Source organism: Sphingomonas azotifigens NBRC 15497 (assembly GCF_002091475.1).
Taxonomy (GTDB): domain Bacteria; phylum Pseudomonadota; class Alphaproteobacteria; order Sphingomonadales; family Sphingomonadaceae; genus Sphingomonas; species Sphingomonas azotifigens.
In genome coordinates, this window is record NZ_BCTR01000021.1 from 115,357 (window position 1) to 141,060 (window position 25,704).

At 66.1% G+C, this 25,704-nt stretch carries 20 protein-coding genes; 11 read left to right on the forward strand and 9 right to left on the reverse strand.

Annotated elements, in window-relative coordinates; translation table 11 throughout:
• Positions 1–2: 2 nt before the first annotated feature.
• Together SAZ01S_RS09425 and SAZ01S_RS09430 are read right to left on the reverse strand one after the other, a co-directional pair.
• Positions 3–1,304 (reverse strand): oligosaccharide flippase family protein, encoded by a 1,302-nt coding sequence (locus SAZ01S_RS09425; RefSeq protein ID WP_084582015.1) that lies wholly within the window; start codon positions 1,302–1,304, stop codon positions 3–5.
• 5 nt (positions 1,305–1,309) lie between these two features.
• The gene (locus tag SAZ01S_RS09430; RefSeq protein ID WP_084582016.1) at positions 1,310–2,296 is read right to left on the reverse strand and encodes a hypothetical protein; all 987 of its coding nucleotides are present in this window, start codon (positions 2,294–2,296) and stop codon (positions 1,310–1,312) included.
• A gap of 166 nt (positions 2,297–2,462) precedes the next feature.
• On the opposite strand from SAZ01S_RS09430, the gene glf reads away from it, so the two are divergent.
• Positions 2,463–3,575, forward strand: a complete 1,113-nt coding sequence (gene glf, locus SAZ01S_RS09435) for a UDP-galactopyranose mutase (protein WP_084582087.1) — start codon at positions 2,463–2,465, stop codon at positions 3,573–3,575.
• A 301-nt stretch (positions 3,576–3,876) separates the two neighbouring features.
• Here glf and SAZ01S_RS09440 read toward each other — a convergent pair whose 3' ends face one another.
• The gene (locus SAZ01S_RS09440; protein ID WP_167693124.1) at positions 3,877–5,574 is read right to left on the reverse strand and encodes an O-antigen ligase family protein; all 1,698 of its coding nucleotides are present in this window, start codon (positions 5,572–5,574) and stop codon (positions 3,877–3,879) included.
• Between the two features lie 303 nt (positions 5,575–5,877).
• Complete coding sequence (locus tag SAZ01S_RS09445) at positions 5,878–7,857, reverse strand: LamG-like jellyroll fold domain-containing protein (RefSeq protein WP_084582018.1); 1,980 nt, start codon at positions 7,855–7,857, stop codon at positions 5,878–5,880.
• A gap of 194 nt (positions 7,858–8,051) precedes the next feature.
• Here SAZ01S_RS09445 and SAZ01S_RS09450 point away from each other — a divergent pair, with 194 nt between their 5' ends.
• Positions 8,052–9,002 carry a glycosyltransferase family 2 protein gene (locus tag SAZ01S_RS09450; RefSeq protein ID WP_084582019.1) on the forward strand — a complete coding sequence of 317 codons (951 nt, stop codon included), beginning with the start codon at positions 8,052–8,054 and terminating at the stop codon, positions 9,000–9,002.
• 96 nt (positions 9,003–9,098) lie between these two features.
• Here SAZ01S_RS09450 and SAZ01S_RS09455 read toward each other — a convergent pair whose 3' ends face one another.
• Entirely contained in the window at positions 9,099–10,010 is a 912-nt protein-coding gene (locus SAZ01S_RS09455) for an EpsD family peptidyl-prolyl cis-trans isomerase (RefSeq protein ID WP_084582020.1), read from the reverse strand.
• 136 nt (positions 10,011–10,146) lie between these two features.
• On the opposite strand from SAZ01S_RS09455, the gene welK reads away from it, so the two are divergent.
• Both welK and SAZ01S_RS09465 read left to right on the forward strand, forming a co-directional pair.
• Positions 10,147–11,193: a beta-1,4-glucuronosyltransferase WelK gene (welK, locus tag SAZ01S_RS09460; RefSeq protein WP_084582021.1), complete on the forward strand. Its 1,047-nt coding sequence runs from the start codon at positions 10,147–10,149 to the stop codon at positions 11,191–11,193.
• Entirely contained in the window at positions 11,190–12,053 is an 864-nt protein-coding gene (locus SAZ01S_RS09465) for a glycosyltransferase family 2 protein (protein WP_084582022.1), read from the forward strand. The genes welK and SAZ01S_RS09465 overlap by 4 nt, the downstream gene beginning before the upstream one ends.
• A 52-nt stretch (positions 12,054–12,105) precedes the next feature.
• Here the strand turns inward: SAZ01S_RS09465 and SAZ01S_RS09470 are convergent, their stop codons facing one another.
• Positions 12,106–13,500, reverse strand: a complete 1,395-nt coding sequence (locus SAZ01S_RS09470; RefSeq protein ID WP_084582023.1) for an ATP-binding protein — start codon at positions 13,498–13,500, stop codon at positions 12,106–12,108.
• Between the two features lie 102 nt (positions 13,501–13,602).
• The gene (locus SAZ01S_RS09475) at positions 13,603–13,854 is read right to left on the reverse strand and encodes an XrtV sorting system accessory protein (protein WP_084582024.1); all 252 of its coding nucleotides are present in this window, start codon (positions 13,852–13,854) and stop codon (positions 13,603–13,605) included.
• Positions 13,855–14,140: 286 nt separating this feature from the next.
• Here SAZ01S_RS09475 and SAZ01S_RS09480 point away from each other — a divergent pair, with 286 nt between their 5' ends.
• The 6 genes from SAZ01S_RS09480 to epsI are packed head-to-tail and all read left to right on the forward strand — an operon-like array spanning position 14,141 to position 19,977.
• Complete coding sequence (locus SAZ01S_RS09480) at positions 14,141–15,376, forward strand: porin family protein (RefSeq protein WP_245824743.1); 1,236 nt, start codon at positions 14,141–14,143, stop codon at positions 15,374–15,376.
• 14 nt (positions 15,377–15,390) lie between these two features.
• Entirely contained in the window at positions 15,391–16,299 is a 909-nt protein-coding gene (locus tag SAZ01S_RS09485; protein WP_084582025.1) for a polysaccharide biosynthesis/export family protein, read from the forward strand.
• Positions 16,300–16,334: 35 nt separating this feature from the next.
• The gene (locus tag SAZ01S_RS09490; protein ID WP_084582026.1) at positions 16,335–17,681 is read left to right on the forward strand and encodes a Wzz/FepE/Etk N-terminal domain-containing protein; all 1,347 of its coding nucleotides are present in this window, start codon (positions 16,335–16,337) and stop codon (positions 17,679–17,681) included.
• Complete coding sequence (locus SAZ01S_RS09495; protein ID WP_084582027.1) at positions 17,681–18,391, forward strand: CpsD/CapB family tyrosine-protein kinase; 711 nt, start codon at positions 17,681–17,683, stop codon at positions 18,389–18,391. Before SAZ01S_RS09490 ends, SAZ01S_RS09495 begins: the two co-directional genes overlap by 1 nt.
• A gap of 10 nt (positions 18,392–18,401) precedes the next feature.
• Positions 18,402–19,283 carry an exosortase V gene (xrtV, locus tag SAZ01S_RS09500; RefSeq protein WP_084582028.1) on the forward strand — a complete coding sequence of 294 codons (882 nt, stop codon included), beginning with the start codon at positions 18,402–18,404 and terminating at the stop codon, positions 19,281–19,283.
• On the forward strand, positions 19,267–19,977 hold the full coding sequence (gene epsI, locus SAZ01S_RS09505; protein WP_084582029.1) for an exosortase-associated protein EpsI, V-type: 711 nt from the start codon (positions 19,267–19,269) through the stop codon (positions 19,975–19,977). The genes xrtV and epsI overlap by 17 nt, the downstream gene beginning before the upstream one ends.
• Before the next feature lie 70 nt (positions 19,978–20,047).
• On the opposite strand, the gene SAZ01S_RS09510 is transcribed toward epsI, so the two are convergent.
• Positions 20,048–21,433 carry an HlyD family type I secretion periplasmic adaptor subunit gene (locus tag SAZ01S_RS09510; RefSeq protein ID WP_084582030.1) on the reverse strand — a complete coding sequence of 462 codons (1,386 nt, stop codon included), beginning with the start codon at positions 21,431–21,433 and terminating at the stop codon, positions 20,048–20,050.
• Positions 21,430–23,619: a type I secretion system permease/ATPase gene (locus tag SAZ01S_RS09515; protein WP_084582031.1), complete on the reverse strand. Its 2,190-nt coding sequence runs from the start codon at positions 23,617–23,619 to the stop codon at positions 21,430–21,432. The genes SAZ01S_RS09510 and SAZ01S_RS09515 overlap by 4 nt, the downstream gene beginning before the upstream one ends.
• A gap of 603 nt (positions 23,620–24,222) precedes the next feature.
• Here SAZ01S_RS09515 and SAZ01S_RS24415 point away from each other — a divergent pair.
• Positions 24,223–25,632 carry a sugar transferase gene (locus tag SAZ01S_RS24415; protein ID WP_084582032.1) on the forward strand — a complete coding sequence of 470 codons (1,410 nt, stop codon included), beginning with the start codon at positions 24,223–24,225 and terminating at the stop codon, positions 25,630–25,632.
• Positions 25,633–25,704: the final 72 nt, after the last annotated feature.

Sequence of the window (25,704 nt, forward strand, 5' to 3'; positions counted from 1 at the left end):
GCTCAGTTCGCCGCGACCGGCTCGACCCCGTCGAGCCGTCCGCGGAACACCGAGATGCCGCGCTTGTGCAGCTGGTACCAGAAGGCGGCCGTGACCAGCGCTTCGGTGAACAACAGCGCCGCCGCCGCGCCGACCGCACCGAGCTGGTGCCCGAGCACCGCCAGCAGCACCACGTTCAGCGCGCCGCAGGCGACCAGCATCGCGCTGAACTGCCGCTTCAGCCCCAGGTTCAGCATCACCAGGTTGCCGAACACCGAGTTGAGGCCGACGATGAACGGGATCGGGGACAGCACCCGCAGCACCGCCGCCGCCGCCCCGAAGCGCGCGCCCAGCACGATATAGACGATCAGGTCCGCCGCGACGAAGGTGACGATCGACACGAAGCCCATGCCGAACACCAGCAGCCAGGTGACATTGCGCAGCAGCGGCCCGGTGCCCGGGGGGTCGGTCCGCAGCCCCTTGGCGATCCGCCCGAAATAGGCGTTGGTCACCGCCACGATCGGCATCGAGGAGAGCCCGCGCAGCCGGTCCGCCGCGGCGAAATAGGCGACCTGGGTGTCGGTGCTGACGAAGCCCAGCACGATCGCGTTGCTCGCCGCGTACAGGCTCACCGCCCCTTGCGCGATGAACAGGTGGAAGCCGTCGCCATAGGCCGCGCGCACCGCACGGAAGCTGGGCAGCACGAAGCGGGTGACCAGCTTGCGGCGCAGCACGATGCCGGTGCAGATCAGCCCGCCGAGCAATGCGCCGCCGCTGTTGAGCAGCGCGAGAATCCATTCGTCGCCGGGTGCGCGCACCAGCAGGAACACCGGGATCACGAACGCCAGCCGCGCGACCAGCACCGCGATCGACGAGGCCGCCATCGCGCCGACACCGAGGAACAGCCAGGTCGATTGCAGGATGCTCGCCAGCAGCAGCGGCAGCGAGGCGAGGATCACCCCCATCGCCTGGCGGATGTCCGGTGACAGCAGCCAGAAGATTCCGATCGAGGCGGTGGTCGCGACGAACAGCCCGAACTTCGCCACCTGCACCGTCCAGTAATAGGCGGAGATATCCTTGCCCTGGGTCTGCAGTTCGACGACGCGGCGCGACGCCGCGAACTGGAAGCCGAAATCGACGATGATCAGCAGATACTGCACCACCGCGACGCCGAAGGAATAACGGCCATAGGCGGGCGGGTGCAGCGCGCGCACCGCCCAGGGGAAGGTCATCAGCGGCACAAGGAGCGTCGCCACCTGGGTCAGCATCAGGTAGAAGACGTCCTTCAGGCCCTTGTCGCGAGCGATTGCGCCGATGCGCGCCATGCCGCTCAGTGGGCCGCCTGGATGCCGAACACGGCCCGCACCTCATCTTCGAACCGCGCCGGCTCGGCGGCGATCGAGGCACGATAGCGGTCGAAGCGCGGCGCGTGGCTGCCGAAATCGTCCATGATGGCGATGATGCGGTCGACCGCCTCGACCGCGAAGCCGTCGCGCGTGTCGTCGACCTTGTAATATTCGTCGATCGCCACGTCGCGCGCATTGGCCGCGCTGCCGCGCTTGTTGGTGAGGATGCAGGCGCCCTTTGCCGCCGCCTCGCGCGGGATGCGATCCTTGCCCGGGTGCCCGCCGAAATCGATGTAGAGCTTGGCCCGCGTCAGCAGGTCCTTCACCTGGTCGCGGTTCATGTTCTGCAGCGGCGCCGGCTTGATGTCGGTGCGACCGCGCCGCTCCAGCTCGGCGAGGATCAGCGCGGTGCGCTCGGCGCCCTTTTTCGGATTGTAGACCAGCAGATTTTCGCGCGCGGTGGCGTTCGCGGCGGTCTCGATGCCGTCGAGATATTCCTGCGCGAGGTAATCGGTCAGCGATTCCGCACGGCCCAGCTTGTTTGCTTCGAGGAACTGGCGGGCATAATCGCTCTGGTAGAGATGGACGTCGACGCCCTGGCGCAGCCGCGCCATCGTGCCCCGTGCGTACAGCCAGCGCGGAAACATCCGGGCGAGCCGGGAGAATTCGACCATGAAGAAATTGTCGACGCTCATCCACCAGAAGTAGATGCGCATGCCCTTGAACATCGGGAGCAGCCTGGGGAACGCTTCCGGCAGTACCACGATGTCGCCCGGCGTCATGTCGTCAAGGCTGGCGACCGGCACGTCGTAGCGAATAAAGGCCTCGGGCGTCGCGGCAGGCTGGTCGAAGGGGGTGTAGAGCATGCGCGCATCGACCCCGTGCCGACGCAGACTATGCCCCAACTGCTGGCTCAGCTCGGTGCCCCCGGTGACGATACCGGTCGGCGCTACCAGAAAAACCTTCGCCATCGAACGCAAGTCCCCTCATCTCCGCGCCGGAAGGCGGGCGGACTTGCATCTAACGGGTGCGCAAAGGTGGCACAAGCGCGTGGTGCGACGCGAAATTCGCCGCCTTGGCCCGCCGGTTATAGCCAGCTATGATGTCTTCGAATCCAAGATCATCTTTGGGGGTATCATGTACGACTGGCTTGTTGTTGGCGCCGGTTTCGCTGGGGCTACCTTGGCGGAACGCCTCGCCAGCCAGCGCGGCGAGCGGGTCCTGGTGGTGGACCGCCGCCCCCATATCGGCGGCAACGCGTTCGATGTCGCCAATGCGGACGGGCTGCTGATCCACCAGTACGGCCCGCACATCTTCCACACCAACAGCGACATGATCGTCGACTATCTGTCGCAGTTTACCGAATGGCGCCCCTATGAGCACCGCGTGCTCGCCAGCGTCGACGGGCAATTGGTGCCGATCCCGATCAATCTCACCACGATCAACAAGCTCTACGGGCTGTCGCTCACCGAGGAGGAAGTGCCCGCCTGGCTGGCCGCGCGGGCGGAGCCGGTCGAGGTGATCAAGACCAGCGAGGACGTCGTCGTCTCGGTCGTCGGTCGCGAACTCTACGAGAAGTTCTTCCGCGGCTATACGCGCAAGCAATGGGGCCTCGACCCCAGCCAGCTCGACAAGTCGGTCACCGCGCGGGTGCCCACCCGCACCAACACCGACGACCGCTATTTCGGCGACAGCTTCCAGGCCATGCCGAAGGAAGGCTATACCAAGATGTTCGAGCGGATGCTCGATCATCCGAACATCGAGTTGCGCACCGGCGTCGAGTTCAAGGACGTGACCGACGGCTATCGCAACCTGATCTTCACCGGCCCGATCGACGAATATTTCGAGTTCCAGCACGGCAAGCTGCCCTATCGCTCGCTGCGCTTCGAGCATGTCACGCTCGACCAGGAATGGCACCAGCCGGTGGCGGTGGTGAACTATCCGCAGGACCAGGACTATACCCGGATCACCGAGTACAAGTATCTGACCGGGCAGGAGCACGCCAAGACCGCGCTCACCTACGAGTATCCCTCGGCCGAGGGCGATCCCTATTATCCGATCCCGCGCGACGAGAACTACCAGCAGTTCAAGAAGTACGAGGCGCTGGCCAACGCGCAGGACAAGGTCTGGTTCGTCGGTCGCCTGGCGACCTATCGCTATTACAACATGGACCAGATCGTCGGTCAGGCGCTGGCGACCTTCCGCCGCATCGACGAGCGGCTCGAGCGGCCGGCAGCCGCCGCCGAATAATACCAACCTGCACGGAAAAGAACCTATCTTCGTCCTCCACATCGTCACCCCGGCGAAAGCCGGGGTCCATTGCGGTCTCGCTATCGGCGTTTGCTGAGACCGAGAGGCGAATGGATCCCGGCTTTCGCCGGGATGACGGGGAGAGGCTGGAGGAGTTGGTATCAACGCAGCCTGGTATAAGCCCGCGCGGGCGCGTCCTCCGGGCCCCAAGGCACGCGCAACGCAAAAGGCCCGCCGGCTCCCGGCGGGCCTCTTTCTTGTCCGGCACCTGGCCGCCCGGCCGCCCAGCCGGGCGCGGCGTTCAGGCGACGAGCGGTCGCCCGAGCGGGTCGGGCGTGCGGACGTCCTCGCTGCCATATTGCTCGGCACCCGCGTGCACGATCTGGCCGGTGCGGTTCCGATAGACCACCGCGATGCCGATGCCGAACAGCATCCAGTAGAGCATGTCGCTGTCCCATTGGGAGAGCACCGACCGCGTACTGAGGAAGGTGGCGAACACCGAAACCAGCGCGAAATCGAACGGCATGCCGTTGCCCTTCCACAGCACGCCGCTGATCGACAGGATGATCATCAAGGCGATGACGCCGCCGAAATAGGTGCCGAAGCCGATCAGCCCCTCGTCGGCCGCGGTCGACAGGAAGGCGCTGTCGATCGACAGGAAGCCGGCACCGTTGCGCCAGCCCACCGCATAGGCGCCGGCGCCGGGGCCGTAGCCGAATAGCGGGCGCTTCGCGACGGCGGGGATCGTCATGCGGAACTGCTCCTGGCGCGCCTGACTGCTCCCCTGGGTGGCGCCGCCGCCGAGCACGCGGTTGTGTACCGCCGGCACGAACAGGATCGCGCCGAGCAGCGCGACCATGAACGCCGGATACATCATCATCGCGGAAACACCGATCAGGCTGCCCGGATGGTTCCGCCAGCGGCGGACCGCCCACAGGAACACATAGACGGTGTGCGCAAGGATCGCGCCCACCACGGCCAGCCGCGCCCCGCTCATATAGCCCGAGGAGACCAGCGCCAGATCATAGGCCGCCCAGAGCAGCTGCGACGCATTGGTCTTCGCGTTGAACAGCCGGTGCAGCGCGAACGGGATGGCCAGCGCCGTCAGCTCGCCCCAGGACAGGGGGCCGGTGAAGGTGGTGGAGATGCGGTAGCCGTTCCGGAAGTTGGGCGTCAGGATCATGTTCAGCATCTGCTCGTCGACGTGCAGGAAGCTCGGGATCGAGTTCGCCCAGAGGATGTGCTTCTCGTGATATTCGAGCACGCCGATCACCATCAGGATGGCGACGAAGATCATGAAGCGATTGATCCACCAGTCGAACGTGCGCACGCCGGTGGCGAAGATCCAGATCGTGACGAAGAACATCGGCGTGTTCACCAGCGTCGTACCGATCCAGCGCGAGATCGCTTCCGAAGGCGACACCGAGGTGAAGGCCGAGATCGTGCTCGATACGAAGAAGATGAGGAACAAGGTCGAAATCGGACGCGATTCCTTCAGCGCGACGCTGAGATCCGCCCGGAAGGGCCGCGACATCGACAGGCACATGAGGAAGACGATCGTGGTGATGGTGCCCACGAGGCGCCGCAGCGCAATCCAGGGCAGCCCGCCGACGTCGAGCGCGATATAGTTCGGCCAGAGCAGCTGGACCGCGAAATAGACCAGGAACAGGCGGAGCAGCACCTTGAACGGCGGCGTGCGCGACCCCGGCAGCGCCCAGATCACGAACAGGCCGAGCAACGCATAGGGCGCACCGATCATCGCCAGCAATGCCGGCGGCAGGATGGCCGAGGCGACGCCGTAGAACATCGCGGTGATCATCACCACCGCGAACAGGACGGTGCGACGAAACGCGATCAGCCAGCCCGCCCGCTGCGGCGTGTACAGGGGCAGCACATCGCGGCGACGCTGGAGGAGTTCCTGCAGCCAGGCAGGGCGCCGGGCGCGCGACACGAAACCGCGAAGCGGGTCGATCCTGAACCTTCGCGACACGGTCACCATCGGCATCTCCTCCAATCCGCCGCGCCGGTCAGTTCGGGCAGGCGAAGCGACGCAGCACGTCGTGTTCGTTTGGTTCAGCAACACAAAGAAAGCAAGGTACATGACGCACCGCACAAGATGAAATGGCGGAGGTTTGCGCCCCCGCCATCTTCCATACTGCGCGACACGCAGATCGACTTATACCAAGGTGCATTCAGGCGGACTCATCATGCCGCACACCGTCATCCCAGCGAGAGCCGGGGTGACGATATGGGGCCGCGATGGGTTCTTAACCGCGCAACCTGGTAATACACGTCGATCCGTTTACGCGTGGTTGAGCTGCAGCGCGCTCAGCTTCGACGACAGCAGCGCGCTCGACGAGGACGACGAGAGGCTGCCGGCGCCGATGCCCGCCTGCTGGGCCATTGCCAGCATCAGCTGCGCGGCCTGCGCGCTGGCGCTGTTCACCGTGTTCGTCGCGAGCGTCGGGGCAGGCTGCAGCGTCTGGCTCGAGCCGGTGCCGGTCGCCAGCGAGGTTGCGGTCGGCACCACGCCCTGGGTGAGGTTGACCTTCACCGCATCCGCCGACGCCGGGTTGCCGGTCAGGGTGAGCGACTGCACCTGGGCGGCGCTGAGCGCGGTATCGCGGATCTCGATGTCGCCCACCGTGCCGCTGACCGCCTTGCTGAACTGGCCGCCAATGTACAGGCCGCCCGATTCGACGCCCTTGGTCGTGCCGGTGACGAGGCCGCTGCCGCGCTGGACGCCGTCGACATAGATCAGCAGCTGGCTGCGCTGGCTGTCATAGGTGAACGCGATCTTGTGGTTGTTCGCGTCGGTCAGCTTGGCCCCGCTGGTCGCGACACTATAGCCCTTGCCGCTGGCGTTCTCCATCGCGAAGACGAGTTCGCCGTCGGCGCGCAGCGACACCGTCCAGCTGCGGAAGATGCTCATGATGTCGCCCACCGCGGCGGTCGGCGCATCGCGCTTGAGATCGAAGCTGATGGTGAACGCCGAAAGCCCGTAGAGCTGCTTGCTGGTATTCTTGTCGAGCGCGACGCCAACGCCGGTCTGGATCCGGAAGCTGTTGCCCGAAACCTTGGTCAGGTCGATCGGCGCGATGACCGACGTCGATGCCCAGCGCGACTTGTCGACCAGCCCGGTCGAATTGAAGCTGAGGTCGAGCAGCAGCGAGGAGGCGGTCGGCTTGGCCGCAGCCTGCTGGCTCTGCACCAGATCGGCGACGATGCTGCCCTTCGGCGGCTGATAGCCGACGCCGGACACCAGCAGATCGGCAATCCGCGCTGCATTGACGTCGTTCAGGCCGGCGATGCTGCGCATCACGCCCAGATCGGATCCGAGATTGACGTTCTTCGACTGCTGGATGTTCTTCGAGCTCGACGTCACGATGATGCTGTCGGCGATGTTGTTGGTGACCTTGGCGCCATCCACCGCGTTCAGCTGGATCCAATAGGCAACCCCGTCCACCTTCGACATGACGCTGTTCGAATCGAGCGTCACGTTCTTCGCGCTGCTTACCGAAATGCCCTGCGACCAGCCGTTCGAATACACCATGTTATTGGAGATGTTCAGGGTATCGTAGATCAGCGACGGGTTTTCGCCGCCGATGAAGATGCCCTGCGAGCCACGGCCGGCGCCCTGCATGATCACGTTGTTGGTGATCGTGACGTTGCTGCTGGCGTACTTGCTGTTCGCGGTCCAGAACTGGATCGCATCCGGGTGCTCGGTGCCGACAGGGAACAGGTTGGTGAAGCTGTTGCTGTCGATCGTGGTGTTCTTCATCTCGGAAAAATTGGTGTGGTCGCGGCGGTTGTTTTCGAAAATGCTGTCCTTGATCAGCATCCCGTCCACGGTCTGACCTGCCAATCCGACGGCGAAGTGATCGATGGACGAGTTGGTGATCGTGACATTGTTCGACTGCCGCACCTGCAGGCCGACCCCGATCGACGCGCTGGGATCCCCGGTGCCCCCGCTGAACCCGACCTTGTTCAACACGATGTTGCTGGAAGAGGCCACTTGGTTGGCCAGTGTATCCGTCGTCATCGTCCGCTTGACGTCGAGATTGTCCACCGTGAGGTTGCTGCTCGACGCGACCGTCAGCACGCTGACGTTAACCTTGCTGTTCGGATCGAGCGAGGTAATCGTTACGTTCGAGGCGAAGTTTTTGTACATCACGGTCAGGTTGGTATAGCTACCCGCCGCAAGCTTGATGGTCTCGCCACCCCTCGCCGCCTTGATCGCGGCGTCGAGTTCGCTCTGATTTTTAACGATGATGTCCGGCATGTTCGTACTCTTGACTAGTTCGACCCCCGTCGAACGTTGACCCCAACAATCCGAAAGTACCGCCCGGCCTCTGAAAATTGGCCCAAGGGATAGGGTTAAGGGTTCTTTATCAGGTTTTTAGCTGCGCGGCCGAAACGACCCGTCCGGCCGGCATTGCGGCTCGACGCCGCAGCGCAGCGTAGCTATAGCGAGCTATGCCCAGCGTCCCCGCTCCCGAGGTCAGCGTTCTGGTGGTCGCCTACCAGTCGGCCGCGTTCCTAACCGAATGCTTCACCAGCATCGCCGCCTCCGCCGCGCAGACGCCGCACGAGATCCTGCTGATCGACAATGGCGACGGCTCGAGCGAGGCCTTTGCCCGTGCGAACTTCCCGCACGTGCGAATCGTCCCGAGCGAGGGCAATATCGGCTTCGGCGCCGGCAATAATCGCCTCGCCGCGCAGGCCCGGGCGCCCCGGCTGCTGCTGGTCAACCCCGATGCCGCGCCCGTCGCCGGCGCGATCGATCGCCTGGTCGCCTTCTCCAAGCAGCATCCGGAGGCCGCGGCCTGGGGCGGGCTCTCCTATTTTCCGCATGGCGAGCTGGATCCCTCGAACTTCATGGCGCTGCCCACCCCGCGCGATTTCGTCGTCTCGGTGGTCGACAGCCGACCGCTGCGCCGCGGCGGGCTGCCGGTCGGCACCAAGGAGCCGGGCCCGGTGGAAGTGCTGAGCGGCGGCTTCATGATGGTTCGCGCCGATGTCTGGCGCGAGATCCAGGGGTTCGACGAGAGCTTCTTCCTCTACGCCGAAGAGATCGACTTCTTCGCCCGGATCCATGCCCTGGGCTATGCGGTGCTGGTCGATCCGGCCGTGCGCGTGATCCACAGCCCCGGCAGCGGCGCGTCGATGTCGGGCAGCAGGCTGCTCTATCTCACCACCGGCCGCATGCACTATGCGCGCAAGCACTTCAGCAAGCTCGGCGCGTGGATGACCGGCAGCGCCTTCGTGCTGACGGCCGCCAAATATGCCTTTCTGTGCCCGGTGCTGGCAAAGCTGAAGCCGCACGATGCGGAGCGGCTGATGCAGCTGAGCAAAGGCTGGGGAACGGTGCTGCGCCAGCGCGCGCGCTGGTGGCAGGGCTATGGCTCGCGCAGCGCGCGCGGCTGAGACAGCGGACTCACCGGGACGGACGTTCCGCGCCAGTCGGCGGACGCGCGGGGAGGAAGAAGCGGGGCTGCGCCGTACAGCCCCGCCCGTCTTCGCTTAGTTGGCGTTGCCGGTCACCGCAGCCGACGGCTCGGTGCGCGGTGCCGGGCTGGCACCCGCGCCGGCCTTGGCCTGCGGCGGCGGGCTGTAGCCCGGCTGGTACTTCACCGTCTCGCGGGCCTTCTTCAGGCGATCGTTGAGCTGGGCATCGGCCGCCTTGCTGAAGCGCTCGCTGCGCAGCGCGTTGAGCGCGAGCTCGTGCGCCTGGTCGCCGGTGAGCGGCTGGATCGTCGTGGCGGTGATCATGTTGGCGCTCAGGCCCTGCGGCGTCGGCAGGATGAACAGCTCGCCCGCGGGCAGCGCCGCGATCTTCGCCGCGATTTCCGGCGGCAGCGCGGCGGTGTCGATCTGGCTCGGCGCGCGGCGGAACTGGGTGCCGTCGGCAGTCAGCTTGTCGGCCAGCTGCTCCAGCGTCTTCAGCGGCGCGAACTGCTTGAACGCATCGGCCGAGGTGGGCGGCGGGAACATGATCTGGTCGACATTGTAGACCTTGCGCTGCGCGAACCGGTCCGGATGCTGCGCCTGGTATTGCGTGATCTCGCTTTCGGTCGGCTGGGCGATACCGCTGGCGATCTTGTCGCGCAGCATGGTGGCGAGGATCAGCTCATCGGCGCGGCGCTGCTGCACCAGATAGGCCGGGGTCTTGTCGAGCTTCTGCTCGCGAGCGATCTTGGCGAGGATCTTGCGCTCGATGACGCGCTGCAGCGCCATCTGCTCGGCCAGCTTGCGGTCGGTCCCCGGCGGCACCGGCGTCGCCTGCATCTCGGCATTCAGTTCGAAGATCGTGATCTCGTCGCCGTCGACGGATGCGACAACCTGCCCCTTGTCGAGGTTGCCGCCCTTGCCGCCACATCCGGATACGGCCAGCGCGGCCGCAGCCACCGCCGTCACCAGGTACCATTTCTTCATGAAGACCTCCCCACCGCCGCGGAATTGCGCACGGCACAAACTTCTACTTGAACCTATTCGGGCGCGCGGGCATCCGCAATAGCGTTGGCAGCGCAGCATGGCTCCCGCCGGGAGACAGTTGGCACGAGGGGACAGCATGGCAGAAGCGACCGCGACACAGGGGACTGCCGGCAAGCCGCTGAAAATGTGCCTTGCCGCCTCGGGCGGCGGCCATCTCCGCCAGATCCTCGATCTGGAATCGGTGTGGCGGGAGCATGATTATTTCTTCGTCACCGAAGATACCGCGCTCGGCCGCAGCCTCGCCGAAAAGCATCCGGTGGAACTGGTCGAGCATTATGCGCTGGGCCAGGCCAAGCTGGGCCACCCCTTGCGCATGCTCGGCGGCGCGCTGCGCAACCTGCGCCAGAGCCTGTCGATCATCCGCCGCCACAAACCCGATGTGGTGATCTCCACCGGCGCCGGCGCGGTCTATTTCACCGCGCTGCTCGCCAAGCTTTCGGGCGCCAGGTTCGTGCATATCGAAAGCTTCGCCCGCTTCGACCACCCCTCCGCCTTCGGCAAGATGGTCAAGGGCATCGCCTCGGTCACCATCGTCCAGTCTGCCGCGCTGCAGCAAACCTGGCCCGATGCGGAGCTATTCGATCCGTTCCGCATGCTCGACACGCCGCGCCCGCCCAAGCAGGCGCTGACCTTCGCGACAGTGGGCGCCACCCTGCCCTTCCCGCGGCTGGTGCAGGCGGTGCTCGATCTCAAGCGCGCCGGCGGACTGCCGGGCAAGCTGATCCTGCAATATGGCGACCAGGATCTTGCCGACCCCGGCATCCCCGACGTCGAGATCCGCCGGACCATTCCGTTCGACGACCTGCAACTGCTGCTGCGCGATGCGGACATGGTGATCTGCCATGGCGGCACCGGCTCGCTGGTCACCGCGCTGCGCGCCGGCTGCCGCGTCGTCGCCTTTCCGCGTCGCCACGACCTGGGCGAGCATTATGACGACCACCAGGAGGAAATCGCCCAGACCTTTGCCGATCGCGGCCTGCTGCAGGCCGTGCGCGACGAGAGCGGGCTGGGCGCAGCCGTGGCGGCGGCCAAGGCGACCGAGCCGAAGCTCGCGACCACCGACCATAGCGCGCTCGCCGCGCGGCTGCGCGAGCTGCTGGCCGGCTGGAGTGCGAAGCGATGAGCGCGCCGCGGATCAGCGTCGTCATCCCGCACTATAACGATCCGGACAGCCTGCGGCTGTGCCTCGACGCGCTCGATCGCCAGACGATCGGCCGCGACGCCTTCGAGATCATCGTTGGCGACAATGATTCGCCCTGCGGCCTGGCGGCGGTGGAGGCGGCGGTTGCCGGCCGCGCGCGCATCGTCACCATCCGCGAAAAGGGTGCCGGGCCGGCGCGCAACGGCGCGGCGGCGGCGGCGCAGGGCGAGATCCTCGCCTTTACCGACAGCGACTGCGTGGTCGATCCCGGCTGGCTCGCGGCGGGGGCCGCGCGCGTCGCGCCCGGGCTTTTCCTCGGCGGGCACATGTATGTGCTGCGCCCCGACAAGCCCAATGGCGCCGCCGCGCTGGAGATGGCGCTGGCGTTCGACAATGAAGGCTATGTCCGCCGCGGCCGGTTCACGGTCACCGCCAATCTGTTCGTGCTGCGCGCCGATTTCGAGCGGGTCGGCGGGTTCCGCACCGGCGTGTCGGAGGACCTGGAATGGTGCCACCGCGCGATCGGCCAGGGCCTGTCGATCGACTATGCGCCCGATGCTTCGGTAGGGCATCCGCCCCGGCCGGACTGGGCGGCGCTGCTGGTGAAGACGCGCCGCATCCAGCGCGAGCTGTTCCTGTTCCACCTCGAACGCCCCAAGGGCCGGCTGCGCTGGCTGGCGCGTTCGGTGCTGCAGCCCGCGCTGCTCCCATCGGATCTGGCGAAAATCCTGCGCACGCCGGGCACCGAAGGCGCACGGCTGCGGGCGATCACGATGCAGGTAGGGCTGCGCTTCTGGCGCGGCGGTGCCGGGCTGGTGCAGATGCTCGGCGGCAAGATCTGAGCTTCGAAGCGCTCCGCACGGCAGGGGACCACCCTGCCGTGCGGAACCGGGATCAGGCGGTTGCCAGCACTTCTTCGAGCGAACCGCTGTCGAGCCGCAGGCGGCCGACCATCAGCCAGAGATAGATCGGCAGGGCGTCGTCGGTGAAGCGGAAGCGGCGCTCGCCATCCTGCACATCGCTTTCCAGCCCCAGCTGCGCCTTCAGGCTGACCAGCTCCTGCTCGACCTGCTGCGGGCTGATCGAGACGTTGGGCAGCAACGCCACCACCGACTCGCCATCGAACCAGCCATCGACCGACCGCGACGCTTCGCCCAGCGCCGCGACCAGCGGATCGTAGCGGCCGCCGACGAACTTCTGCATCTCGGCGACGGTCCGCGGCGTCATCCGCCCCTCGAGCTCGAGGATCACCTGGTCGAGCCCGCGGCGCAGATGGCTGAGGCTGACCGAGAGTCGCCCCTGGTCGAGCGCCTCGAGGGCCGAATGGTGGCACAGCAACCGCGCCAGATAGGGCGAGCCGAGCGCGAGCAGATGGATGATGTGCGCCAGATCCGGATCGAAGCGAACGCCCGTCCCCTCCTCGCCGAGCGCGATCATCTCCCGCACTTCGGCCTCGCCGAGCCGCGGCATCGGGAAGCCGATCACGTTGCGGCGAATCGACGGCACATAGCCGATCAGTTCCTGCAGGTTCGACGCGACGCCGGCGATCACCAGCTGCACGCGCGCCGAGCGATCGGACAGGTTCTTGATCAGCTCGGCGACCTGCTGGCGGAAGCCGGTGTCGGTCACCCGGTCATATTCGTCGAGGAAGATCAGCACGCGGGTGCCGGTGATGTCCGCGCAGAGATCGGCCAGCTCGCCCGAATCGAACGCGCCCTTGGGCAGCCGGTCGGCGAAGCTGGCGCCGCTCTCCGCCTCGTCGGCGTTCGGCGGCACGTCGCGGTGGAACCGCAGCGGCACGTCTTGGAGCAGCGCGCGGAAGAGATCGGGGAAGTTGGCGTTCGCGCCGCACGTCGCATAGCTGACGATGTAGCTCGATTCGCGGGCAATATCGGTCAGCACGTGCATCATCGACGTCTTGCCGATGCCGCGCTCGCCGTGGAGCACGATGTGGCTGCGCTGGCTCTCGATGGCGGAGATCAGCCGCGCCAGCACGTCGAGCCGGCCGGCAAAGCTGCCGCGATCGGACACCGGCTGGGTCGGCGTGAAATAGGTAGTGAGCGCGAAACGGGCCCGGCTGATCTCGCGCCGCTCCTCGCGACGGCGATCCTGCGGCCGATCCAGCGCGGAGGCGCGGAACATCGGGAAGTCGGCGCGGACCTTGCCGACGCTCTGGAGATCGCGCTGGCGAACGGCGGTCGCCATGATCGGAAGATAGCTCTCTTCCTCTTCGGAGGAGTCCCGACGGCCGAACGGCCACAAGAATCTCAGCGCGGAACGTACAGCCACTCAAACACCCCTTCTACCATTCGCCATGGGCGCTCCGCGAACATGACGCGTCTCCAGATCACAGCGCACGGTATGCCGCCCCCGTTCCCCGATCAGCACCGCTCAGCGCCGCTTGAAGAACTCATACGGTTTGATCACTAGCGCTATATAGGCAATTACTAACGCGATCGTTAGGATCGCGAAAACATCATAGCCTCCATTACCGAGGTAATTAGCCACGGCGCAACCAATTGCCGGCGGCAGATAGCTGATCATCGTATCACGAACGGCCGAATCGGCTTGCGAACGTTGCAGGAAGATAACGATCAGGCCTGCAAAAATCGCGATCGTCACCCAATCATAGGGCGTTTGCATGCAAGTCCTTTCTTTTCCCCATCGGCTCGAACCGGGATCCGGCGCCGTTGCGCTGCACTAGCAGCGGCTGTCGCAACTCGCTAGATACCCTGCGGCGTGATAAAAGGACGTTAATCCTGTCATGCCATTGCAACGGTGAACGCATCATGAGCGCCCCAGGGTGCGCGACAACCGGTTGGCACGATTGCGGGACAGATGGGACAGGCCGTTGCATCCAAACCCGTGACCAATCAGGTTGCTTGTAGAGGATGCCATTGTTAATGAAGACACAACCGGGGGGAAATGTGTGCAAGTAACGAACCTTCATAAGGCCGAACCTTTTCGCCTGTCCGGCTGCGGAATCGGTTCGTATGCGTTTCTGGCCGCGACCCTGCTGTCGGCGGCACCCGCGTTTGCGCAGGGCGGCGGTCGGAAGATCGATATCCGGGCGGTCAACACGATCGATTATAACGACAACGTGGTGCTGAACGATCCGCGGATCAGCGGCGGCGGTACCCGCGGCGACGTTTCGACCTCGCCCTCGCTCAGCCTCGATATCGTGCTGCCGCGCGCCACTGGCAGCACCTATGTCAACGGGACCATCGGGTACCGCTTCTTCAAGAACTATACCCGCCTCAACCGCGAGAACATCTCGCTGAACGGCGGTGCCGACCAGAGATTCGCGTCCTGCCTGACGCACGGCGAAGTCGGCTATACGCGCGCGCTGGGCGAGCTCTCCGATCTGCTCACCACGGACACGCCGCAGAGCTTCCGGAACACGCAGGAAAGCCGTCGTTTCTCGGCAGATATCGGCTGCGGCAGCTACGGCCTGCGGCCGTCGCTGGCCTATAGCCGCTTCGAGACGCGCAACAACAGCGCGCTGCGCCAGTTCGGCGATTCCAACTCGGACAGCCTGACGGCACAGCTCGGCCTGTCCGTCCCCGCCATCGGCACGATCTCGGTGTTCGGCCGCGGCTCGGACACCCGCTACATTCACCGCCTGACGCCGACCGGCGGCAAGGACGGCAGCAAGAGCTATGCCGTCGGCGTCCAGCTGGAACGCAGCCTGGGCACCCGGCTCAATTTCAGCGGCTCGGTGAACTACACCAAGGTCGATCCCAAGCTGGCGGGGACGCGCAGCTTCTCGGGCATCGGCTACCAGCTTTCGGCCTCCTATCGCGGCGACGATTACAGCGTGCAGCTTTCCGGCTCGCGCAGTTCGGAACCGTCGGCAATCTATTTCGTCAGCTACAATATCACGACGACGATCTCGGCAAGCGTGTCGAAACAGCTGTCGAACCGCATGTCGCTCGGCGTCAACGCCGGCCGCACCTGGCGCGATTTCGCCGCATCCAGCCTCTTCCTCAACGCACCCGTCTCGGGCAGCGACGAGTCGTTCAACCTGGGCGCGAACATCAGCTATTCGGCGATCCGCCGCCTCCGCTTCTCGCTGGGCACGACCTATTCGGAGCGGACATCGAACATTCAACTTTTCCCGTATAAATCGACGCGCGTCTTTTTCACGACCTCGTTGGCGCTCTGATAAGGGCTGGATACATGCAAAAGAAAACTGCCTACCTGATTGCTTCCACGCTCCCCGCGCTGCTCGGCATGGCCGTGCCGGCGACGGCACAGATCCCCAACCGCTCGCTGCCCCCAGCTGTCCCCGCCCCCGCGCGCCCCGCACCGCAGGCGCAAGCGCCGCAGCAGGCGCCCGCGACGGCGGCGCAGGACATCAGCGTCAGCAACGGCAAGGATCAGCTCGCCCCGGCGGGCTACAAGCTCGGCGTCGACGACGTGTTCGACGCCAATGTGCTCGGCCAGAGCGATTTCCACACCCGTGCGCGGGTTCGGCAAGACGGCACCGCCACGCTGCCCTATCTGGGCAACGTGCCGGTCGTCGGCGAAACCGCGGTTTCGCTGGCGGACAAGCTGGCGGCGCTGCTGAAGGCCGGCGGCTATTACGCCAAGCCGATCGTCAGCGTGGAGATCGTCGGCTTCGTCAGCAACTACATCACCGTGCTCGGCTCGGTCGGCAGCTCCGGCCTGATGCCGGTCGATCGCGTCTACCATCTGTCCGAAGTCATTGCCCGGTCGGGCGGCATTCGCGGCGATGCGGCCGAATATGTCGTGCTGACCCGCAAGGACGGCACCCAGTCCAAGATCGAGTTCAAGAAGCTGGCGCAGGGCGGTCCGGACGACGATCCCCTGGTGACGCCGGGTGACAAGGTGTTTGTCCCCGAGGCCGAACTCTATTACATTTACGGCGCGATCAATTCGCCTGGGAAGTTCCCGATTCGCTCGGACCTGACGCTGCAGCGCGCGATCGCGTCGAGCGGCGGCCTTACTGCGGCTGGCTCGTTCAAGCGAGTGAAGGTCACGCGCGATGGCAAAGAAATCAAGTTGAAGATGAGCGACCTGATCAAGCCCGGCGATACGATCGTGATCGGCGAGCGGCTGTTCTGATCAACCCTTGTGATGTTAGCTGACGAGGCGCACCGGTGAATATTGTACAATTCTTCCGCATTCTCTGGGCGCGACGGTGGATCATCATCCCGGCGTTCCTCGTCTGCGTGACCACCGCCACGCTCGTGGTGCAGTTCCTCCCGGAGCGGTATCTGGCGACCACGCGGGTGGTGCTCAACACGTTCAAGCCCGATCCGGTCACCGGCCAGGTCATGAGCTCGCAGTTCATGCGCGCCTATGTCCAGACCCAGACCGAACTGATCGAGGACTATGCGACCGCCGGTCGCGTGGTCGATCAGCTCGGCTGGGCCAATGATCCGGCGAACATCGCGGCGTTCAACGCCTCGTCGGCGGCGGGCACCGGCGATATTCGCCGCTGGCTGTCGAAGCAGATCATCGCCAACACCAAGGCGGGGATGATCGAGGGCAGCAACATCCTCGAGATTTCCTACTCGGACAGCTCGCCCGAGCGCGCCGAGCGCATCGCCAACATCATCCGCACGACCTTCCTCGAGCTGGCGCGCGCCGGCAAGCGGCAGGCCGCGACCAAGTCGGCCGACTGGTACGCGGTGCAGGCGGAAGAGGCGCGCAAGTCGCTGGCGGCGGCGGTGCAGGCCCGCACCGACTTCATGAAGAAGACCCATATCGTCATGACCGAGGGCGGCGGGGACCTTGAGACCCAGAAGCTCCAGCAGCTCGAGGGCGCTACCGCAGCCGCAGCCGCTCCCACCATCATTGCCGGTGGCGGCATGGGCCCGGCGCAGATGCAGCTCGCGCAGATCGACCAGCAGATCCAGCAGGCAGCCACCAGCCTCGGCCCGAACCACCCGGCCTTCCAGGCGCTGCAGCGCCAGCGCGAGGTCTATGCCAAGGCCGCCGCGCAGGAGCGTGCCCAAGCCAGCAGCCCGGTCGGTCCGGGCCGCGGCGCGATTGAAGGCGCAGCGCAGGCCCAGCTCGCCCGCGTGCTCGGCAATCGCGAGGATGTCGATCGGCTGATGCAGCTGCAGCGCGACCTGTCGCTGAAGCAGGACCAGTATATGAAGGCCGCCCAGCGCGTCGCCGATCTGCGCCTCGAGGCGAGCAGCGACGACACCGGCATGTCGACGCTGAGCGAAGCCACCGCACCGGAAAGCCCCTATTACCCGAAGGTGCCGATGATCATCGGCGGTGCCGCGGCTTTCGGCCTGGGCCTTGGCCTGCTGGTCGCGCTGCTGGTCGAGCTGCTCGGCCGCCGCGTGCGGAGCCCCGAAGACCTCGAAATCGCGGTCGACGCGCCGGTGCTCGGCGTGGTGCAGAGCCGCGCTTCTTTGACGACCCGACTGCGCCGCGCCCATGAGGACGCTGGCGACACCGTCGCCCCGCACGGAGCTGTAGTAAACTAATGGACGCGATCACCACGCCCGCCCCGCTGCCCGAAGGCAATCGGCCGAACCCGCAAGTGACCGCACCGGACACGACCGGGGTCCTCGAATACCAGCTCGTGCTGTCGGATCCGACCGGGATCGAAGCCGAAGCGATCCGCGCGCTGCGCACCCGCATCATCGCGCAGCACCTGCGCGAAGGCCGGCGCGCGCTGGCGCTGTGCGCCGCGTCGGAAGGCGTCGGCTGCAGCTTCATGGCGGTGAACCTCGCTACCGCGCTTGCGCAGATCGGCATCAAGACCGCACTGGTCGACGCCAACCTCCGCGATCCGAAGATCGGGCCCGCCTTCGGCGTCGAGCCGAGCAAGCCCGGCCTGGCCGACTATCTCTCCTCGGGGGATGTCGAGCTGGCCTCGATCATCCACCCGACCGGCCTTGAGCAGCTGTCGGTGGTGCCGGCCGGCCATGTCGAGCACAGCCCGCAGGAACTGCTCTCGTCCGAACAGTTCCGCGACGTGGTGACGCAGCTGCTGCGCGAGTTCGACATCACGATCTTCGACACGACGGCGTCGAACACCTGCGCCGATGCGCAGCGCGTCGCCAACGTTGCCGGCTATGCGATGATCGTCGCGCGCAAGGACTCCAGCTTCATCCGCGACGTGAATACCCTCACCCGCACGCTGCGCGCCGACCGCACCAACGTCATCGGCTGCGTGCTGAACGGATACTGATTTGGACAGTATGACAGCGACTGCGCTGAAGCAGCAGCGGGGTTCGTCCGGCCATGGCTATTGGCTGGCCGTCGTCGCGCTGATCGCCCTTGCCATCCCGACCTTCATCACGCTGGGCCGTCAGGTGTGGAGCTCGGAAGGCGGCGTCCATGGCCCGATCGTGCTGGCGACCGGCGCCTGGATGCTGGCGCGCCAGCGCAGCACGATCGAGGAGCTGCGTGCGCCGGGCAGTTTCGCGCTGGGCGCGCTGTTCCTGTTCGGGTCGCTGCTGCTCTATACGATCGGGCGCATCTTCGACTTCATCAGCGTTGAGACGGCAGGCCTTGTGCTCACCGTCATCTCCACCGGCTATCTCTATTTCGGCGCCAAGGTGCTGCGCGCGGCGTGGTTCCCGGTGCTGTGGCTGTTCTTCCTGATCCCGCCGCCGGGCTGGGTGGTCGACCGCGTCACCGCGCCGCTCAAGGAATTCGTCTCCTACGCCGCTACCCATTTCCTGTCGGCGCTCGATTATCCGATCCTGCGCCAGGGCGTGACGCTGTTCGTCGGCCCCTATCAGCTCCTCGTAGAGGATGCCTGTTCGGGCCTGCGCTCGCTGTCCAGCCTGGTGGTGGTGACGCTGCTCTACATCTACATCAAGAACAAGCCGTCGTGGCGCTATGCGCTGTTCATCGCCGCGCTGGTCATCCCGGTCGCGGTGGTCACCAACATCGTGCGCATCATTCTGCTGGTGCTGATCACCTATCACTTCGGCGACGCCGCCGCGCAGAGCTTCCTCCACGTCTCCACCGGCATGGTGATGTTCGTGGCGGCGCTACTGTGCATCTTCGCGATCGACTGGGTGGTCGAACAGCTCCTTCTTCGTCGCGGAGGCCAGCATGTTCAGCCGGCGTGACCTTCTGATCGGCGCAGGCAGCCTCGCCGCCACCGGCGCATCGATCGGCTTCAAGCCGCATCGCCGCATGGACCTGCTCGGCAAGACCAAGCTCGACACGCTGATGCCCAAGGCCTTTGGTGCCTGGAAAGCAGAGGATACCGGCTCGCTGATCGCGCCGCCGCGTGAGGGCAGCCTGGAAGACAAGCTGTACAACCAGGTCGTCAGCCGCGCCTTCTCGCGCGCGGACGGCGCCACGGTGATGCTGCTGATCGCCTATGGCAACGCACAGACCGATCTGCTGCAGCTCCACCGGCCGGAAGTCTGCTATCCGTTCTTCGGCTTCACCGTGCTCGACACGCACCCGCAGACGATTCCGGTCGCGGGCAAGATCGCGATCCCTGGGCGCGCGCTGACGGCGACCAATTACAACCGCACCGAGCAGATCCTCTACTGGGCGCGCGTCGGCGAATATCTGCCCCAGAGCGGCAACGAGCAGCTGCTCGCCCGGCTGAAGAGCCAGATCGCCGGCTGGATCGTCGACGGCGTGCTGGTCCGCATCTCGACCGTGACCAGCGATGCCGAGCAGGGCCTTGCCGCCAATCTCGACTTCGCCCGCGAGCTGGTGAAGACCCTCGACCCGCGGGTGCTGCGGCCGCTGCTGGGCACCGAACTGACCCAGGAAATCATTCCGCTGCGCCGCCCCGGCGCCTGAACGCGGAAAGGGGCGGCGCCGGGCGCCGCCCCTTCCTCTCCCATCGCCTTCACGATCCGGATACGCTCGATCAGCGCTCGTGCAGCGCGTCGCTGCCGGTCTCGAGCACCGGACCGACGAGATAGCTGAGCAGCGTGCGCTTGCCGGTGACGATGTCGGCGCTGGCGACCATGCCGGGGCGCAGTGCCACCTGCGCACCATTGGCCATGATGTGGCTCCGCTCCAATGCGATCCGCGCCTTGTAGACCGGCGGCTGCCCCTCCCGCATCTGAACGGCCTCGGGGCTGATCCCCACCACCGTGCCCGGGATCATGCCGTAGCGGGTATAGGGGAACGCCTGCAGCTTCACCTTCACCGGCATGCCGGTGCGGACAAAGCCGATATCGCTGTTGTCGATCATCACCTCCGCCTCGAGCCGGGCATCGTCCGGCACCAGCGACAGCAGCGGCTTGGCGCCTTCCACCACGCCGCCTTCGGTATGCACCTGCAGCTGCGAGACGGTGCCGCTCACCGGCGCGCGCAGTTCGCGGAACGAGCTGCGCAGGCTCGCCTTGGCGACCTCCTCGCTGCGGCCGCGGACCTCGTCCTGCGCCTTCACCAGATCCTGCAGCACCTGCGCGCGTGCCTCGTCGCGCGTTTTGGCGGACAGGCTGCTGACGCTGTGCGACTGCTGCCCGAGCTTGGCGACCGTGGCGCGGGCGGCGGTCAGATCCTGGCGTTCGGCAATCAGCTGGCGCCGCATCTCGACCACGCGCAGCTTCGAGACATAGCCCTTGGCGGCCATCGCCTCGTTCGCGGCGATCTGCTGTTCGAGCAGCGGCAGCGACTGTTCGAGCTTGCGCACCTGTGCCTGCGCCTCGGCCGAAGCGGCAATTGCGGCGCCGCTTTCGGAGCGCCCGCTGGACAGCGACGCCTCGATCTGGCCGAGCTTGGCGCGGGCGAAGCTGCGATGCGTCTCGACCTCCGCCGGGCTCGCGCCCGCCGGTGCCGCGAAGTGGAAGCCCTTGCCGTCGAGCGCGTCGATGATCGCCTGGTTGCGTGCGACGTCGAGCTGGGCGCTGAGCAGCGCCACCTTGGCCTGCGCCGCCTCGGCCGCCGACACGGTCGGGTCGAGGGTGATCAGCACCTGGCCCTTGGCGACCTGCTGGCCCTCGCGCACGAGGATCTGGCGGACGATGCCGACCTCCGGCGACTGGACGATCTTGGTCTCGCCGATCGGGGCGATGCGCCCCTGGGTCGGCGCCACCACCTCGACCTTGCCGATCGCCAGCCAGGCGGTGGTGACCGCCAGCCCCCCCAGCATCACCTTGGCGGTGAGGCGCGCGGTCGGCGATACCGGGCGCTCGATGATCTCCAGCGCGGCCGGCAGGAACTCGGTATCGTAGTCGACCCTCGGGGCCGGCTTGCGCATCCGGCGCAGCGGACCGCCGCGATCGATGGTGACGACGGCGTTCATGCGGCAATCTCCCCATAGCCGCTTTGGCGGCGGTGCAGGTCGGCATAGCGCCCGCCCAGGCGCAACAATTCTTCATGTCGGCCGCTCTCGACGATACGGCCCTGTTCGAGCGTGATGATCCGGTCACACCCGCGCACCGCGGACAGACGGTGCGCGATGATCACCAGCGTGCGGCCGGCGGAGATCGCGCGCAGATTGTTCTGGATCAGCTCCTCGCTCTCGGCATCGAGCGCCGAGGTCGCCTCGTCGAACACCAGGATGCGCGGATTGCCGACGAGCGCGCGGGCGATGGCGAGCCGCTGGCGCTGGCCGCCGGAAAGGTTGACGCCGCGCTCGACGATCTCGGTATCATAGCCGCGCGGCTGGCGCAGAATGAAGTCGTGCGCGCCCGCGAGCGTCGCTGCGGCCACGACATGCTCGAACGGCATCGAGGGGTTGGCCAGCGCGATGTTCTCGCGGATCGAGCGACTGAACAGCAGGTTTTCCTGCAGCACCACGCCGATCTGGCGGCGCAGCCAGGCGGGATCGAGCTGCGCCACGTCGACCTCGTCGACCAGCACGCGGCCATGGCTGGGCATGTTCAGCCGCTGGAGCAGCTTGGCAAGCGTCGACTTGCCCGAGCCGGACGAGCCGACGATGCCGAGCGACGTGCCGGCGGGGATGTCGAGCGTGATGTCGCTCAGCACCGGCGGCTGATCCTCGGCGTAGCGGAAACTGACATTCTCGAAGCGGATCGCACCGCGCAGCGCCGGCAGCGTCGCCGCCGAGGCCGAGCGCGGTTCGGCGGGATGGTTGAGCACGTCGCCCAGCCGCTCGATCGCGATGCGGACCTGCTGGAAGTCCTGCCACAGCTGCGCCATGCGGATCACCGGGCCCGAGACGCGCTGCGCGAACATGTTGAACGCCACCAGCGCGCCGACGCTCATCGCGCCGCTGATCACCGATTGCGCCCCGAAGAACAGGATCGCGGCGAAGCTCAGCTTGGAGATCAGCTCGATCGTCTGGCTGCCGGTATTGGCGGTGTTGATCAGCCGCTGCGACGAGGCGGTATAGGCGGCGAGCTGGCGCTCCCAGCGATTCTGCCAGTGCGGCTCGACCGCGGTCGCCTTGATCGTGTGGATGCCCGAGACGCTCTCGACGAGCATCGCGTTGCTGGCCGAGCTCTTCTCGAACTTGTCCTCGACGCGGGCCCGCAGCGGCCCCGCGACGCTGAACGAGACGATCGCATAGGCGACCAGCGACACCAGCACGATGGCGGAGAGCATCGGCGAATAGATCAGCATCGCCGCGAGGAAGACGAGCGTGAACAGCGGATCGACCATCACCGTCAGCGAGGCGTTGGTGAGGAACTCGCGAATCGTTTCGAGCTGGCGGACGCGGGTGACGGTGTCGCCCACCCGGCGCTTCTCGAAATAGCTGAGCGGCAGCGCGAGCAGGTGGCTGAACAGGCGCGCACCCAGCTCGACGTCGATCTTCTGCGTCGTCTCGGTGAACAGGCGGGTGCGGATCCAGCCGAGCGCCACTTCCCAGATCGACACCGCCAGAAAGGCGAAGGCGAGCACGCTGAGCGTGCTCATGCTGTTGTGGATCAGCACCTTGTCGATCACGCTCTGGAACAGCAGCGGCGCGGCGAGGCCCAGCAGGTTGAGCGCGAGCGTGATGCCCAGCACTTCCAGGAACAGCTTCTGGTAGCGCTTGAACTGCGCGGTGAACCAGGAGAAGCCGAAGCGCAGTGGCTGATGGCCTGCCGCGGCGCGGGTGGTGAGCAGCACCAGCGTGCCCGACCAGATCGCGTCCAGCCCGTCGCGGTCCACCTGCTCCGGCGCGTGGCCGGGGCGCTGGATGATCACGCCGTGCTCGGTCAGGCCGCCGATCACGAACCAGCCGTCCGGCCCGTCGGCAATCGCGGGGAGCGGCTGGCGCGCAAGGGCGCCGCGCGGCACGTCGACCGCCTTGGCGCGCACGCCCTGCTGGCGCTTGGCCAGCAGAATCAGATCATCGACGCTGGCGGCCTCGGCATGGCCCAGCATGTGCCGCAGCTGCTCCGGCGTAATGCCGATATTGTGGACCCCCAACAGCAGCGACAGCGCCACCAGCCCGGATTCCCGCAGTTCTGCGTCGCGTGCCGAGGCTGCCTGGGCAGCAAAGGCGCTTTGCAGGTGCGCCTGCATTTCGTCGCGTGTCATTCCGGAACTCTGCCTCCATGGCGCTACTAACCGCGGCCATGATGAAGAAGGGTGGTAAAGACTCGCTTAAGCCAGTGTTTTCAGGGATTTTGCGTAGGCCCGATAGATCCGGTTTCGAAATGATCTGGAACCGCTTGGTGCTGCCACCGCCGGCCGATCATGTTAGACGAACGTTAAGCACGGCACGCTATCCCGTTGCGATCGCTGGAGTGCCGGGCTTGTGCAGCGCAGCGCACAACGCGTATTTTCTATGTTGCGACTGCGAGAATTCGGGCGCCACACGCCGCCTTTCCAAGCGTGAGGAGAGATGCGGAGACGCTCGTTACACGTAGGAAAGGCTGTGCTTCGACAATTCGCCAGGACTTGCTAAACAAAGTGCATTCCGGGCGGATACAACACGGCACGTCACGCGTTCAGGCGGGTTGGATCCACGTCGGGAGGGCATATGCGGGGTGGATTCCTGTTGTTTCAAAGTCTCACAATTAGACCGGTTCGCCGATCCGGAGACTATCCGATCGACTTGCGTCCCATTATAACGCAGTGCAACAGGCCGACTCGGCCGCTGACAGCGTGCGCGATCCGTTGAGGGAGCCGGACGAGGCAATGAACGCTTTCGAAGCACAGCGCGCCTTTGAGGCGGAACTCCGGGCGCACGCGCGCCTGGACGCCGGCATTGCCCCCGTCTGGCGCCGCTCGACCGCGCGCATGATTCTCTACACCGAGCTGGTGCTGCTCGACAGCATCGGGATCCTGGCGGGCTTCTACATCGCCGCCTGCTCGCGCGACGGCAACTGGCTCTCGCTCGCGGGGGTCAATGTCGGCTTCTTCCTGTTGCCGATCACGCTCGGCACCGCGCTCGCCAGCGGCACCTATTCGCTGAGCTGCCTGCGCCACCCGGTCAGCGGGGTGAAGAGCATCTTCTCGGCCTTCTTCTTCGCCGTCTTCGTCGTCCTGCTCGGCAGCTATCTGCTGACCGCCGAACTGCCGCTGTCGCGGATGCAGCTGGGCGAAGGCGCGCTGCTGGCGCTCAGCCTGGTGATGATCGGCCGCCTCACCTTCCGCCGGCACGTCCGCGCGATGACGCGCGGCCAGCTGCTCGACGAACTGGTGATCCTCGACGGCGTGCCGCTCGATGTTGCCGGCGCCGTGACACTCGATGCGCGAATCATCAACCTGTCGCCGAACCCGCGCGATCCGCAGATGCTCCACCGGCTGGGTACCACCGTCGTCGGCTTCGATCGGGTGATCGTCGCCTGCACCGAGGAGCATCGCGCGGTGTGGGCGCTGCTGCTCAAGGGGATGAACGTCAAGGGCGAGATCCTGGTGCCGCAGTTCAACGCGCTCGGCGCGATCGGCGTGGACGCCTATGACGGCAAGGATACGCTGGTGGTCTCGCAGGGGCCGCTGAGCATGCCCAACCGCGCCAAGAAGCGTGCGCTCGACCTCGCCATCACCCTGCCCGCCGTCCTCGCGCTGTCGCCGCTGATGATCCTGGTGGCGATCGCGATCAAGCTGGAGACGCCGGGCCCGGTGCTGTTCGCGCAGGACCGCGTCGGCCGCGGCAACCGGCTGTTCAAGATCCTCAAGTTCCGCTCGATGCGCCAGGCCCAGTGCGATGCCGACGGCAACGTCTCGGCGAGCCGCGACGACGAGCGCATCACCCGGGTCGGCCGCTTCATCCGCAAGACCAGCATCGACGAGCTGCCACAGCTGCTCAACGTGCTGCGCGGTGACATGAGCGTCGTCGGCCCGCGGCCGCACGCCCTGGGCTCGCGCGCGGCGGACCATTATTTCTGGGAGATCGACGAGCGCTACTGGCACCGCCACACGCTGAAGCCGGGCATGACCGGCCTCGCCCAGGTCCGCGGCTTCCGCGGCGCCACCGATCGTCGCGTCGACCTGACCAACCGGCTCCAGGCCGACATGGAATATATCGACGGCTGGGACATCTGGCGGGACATCACCATCCTGTTCAAGACGCTGCGGGTGATCGTCCATTCCAATGCATTCTGATCGGACGCGGCGCAGCCACCGGTGAGGGGTAGGCGGCTGGATTGACAACGCCGTCGCTTCCGCATTTTTCGT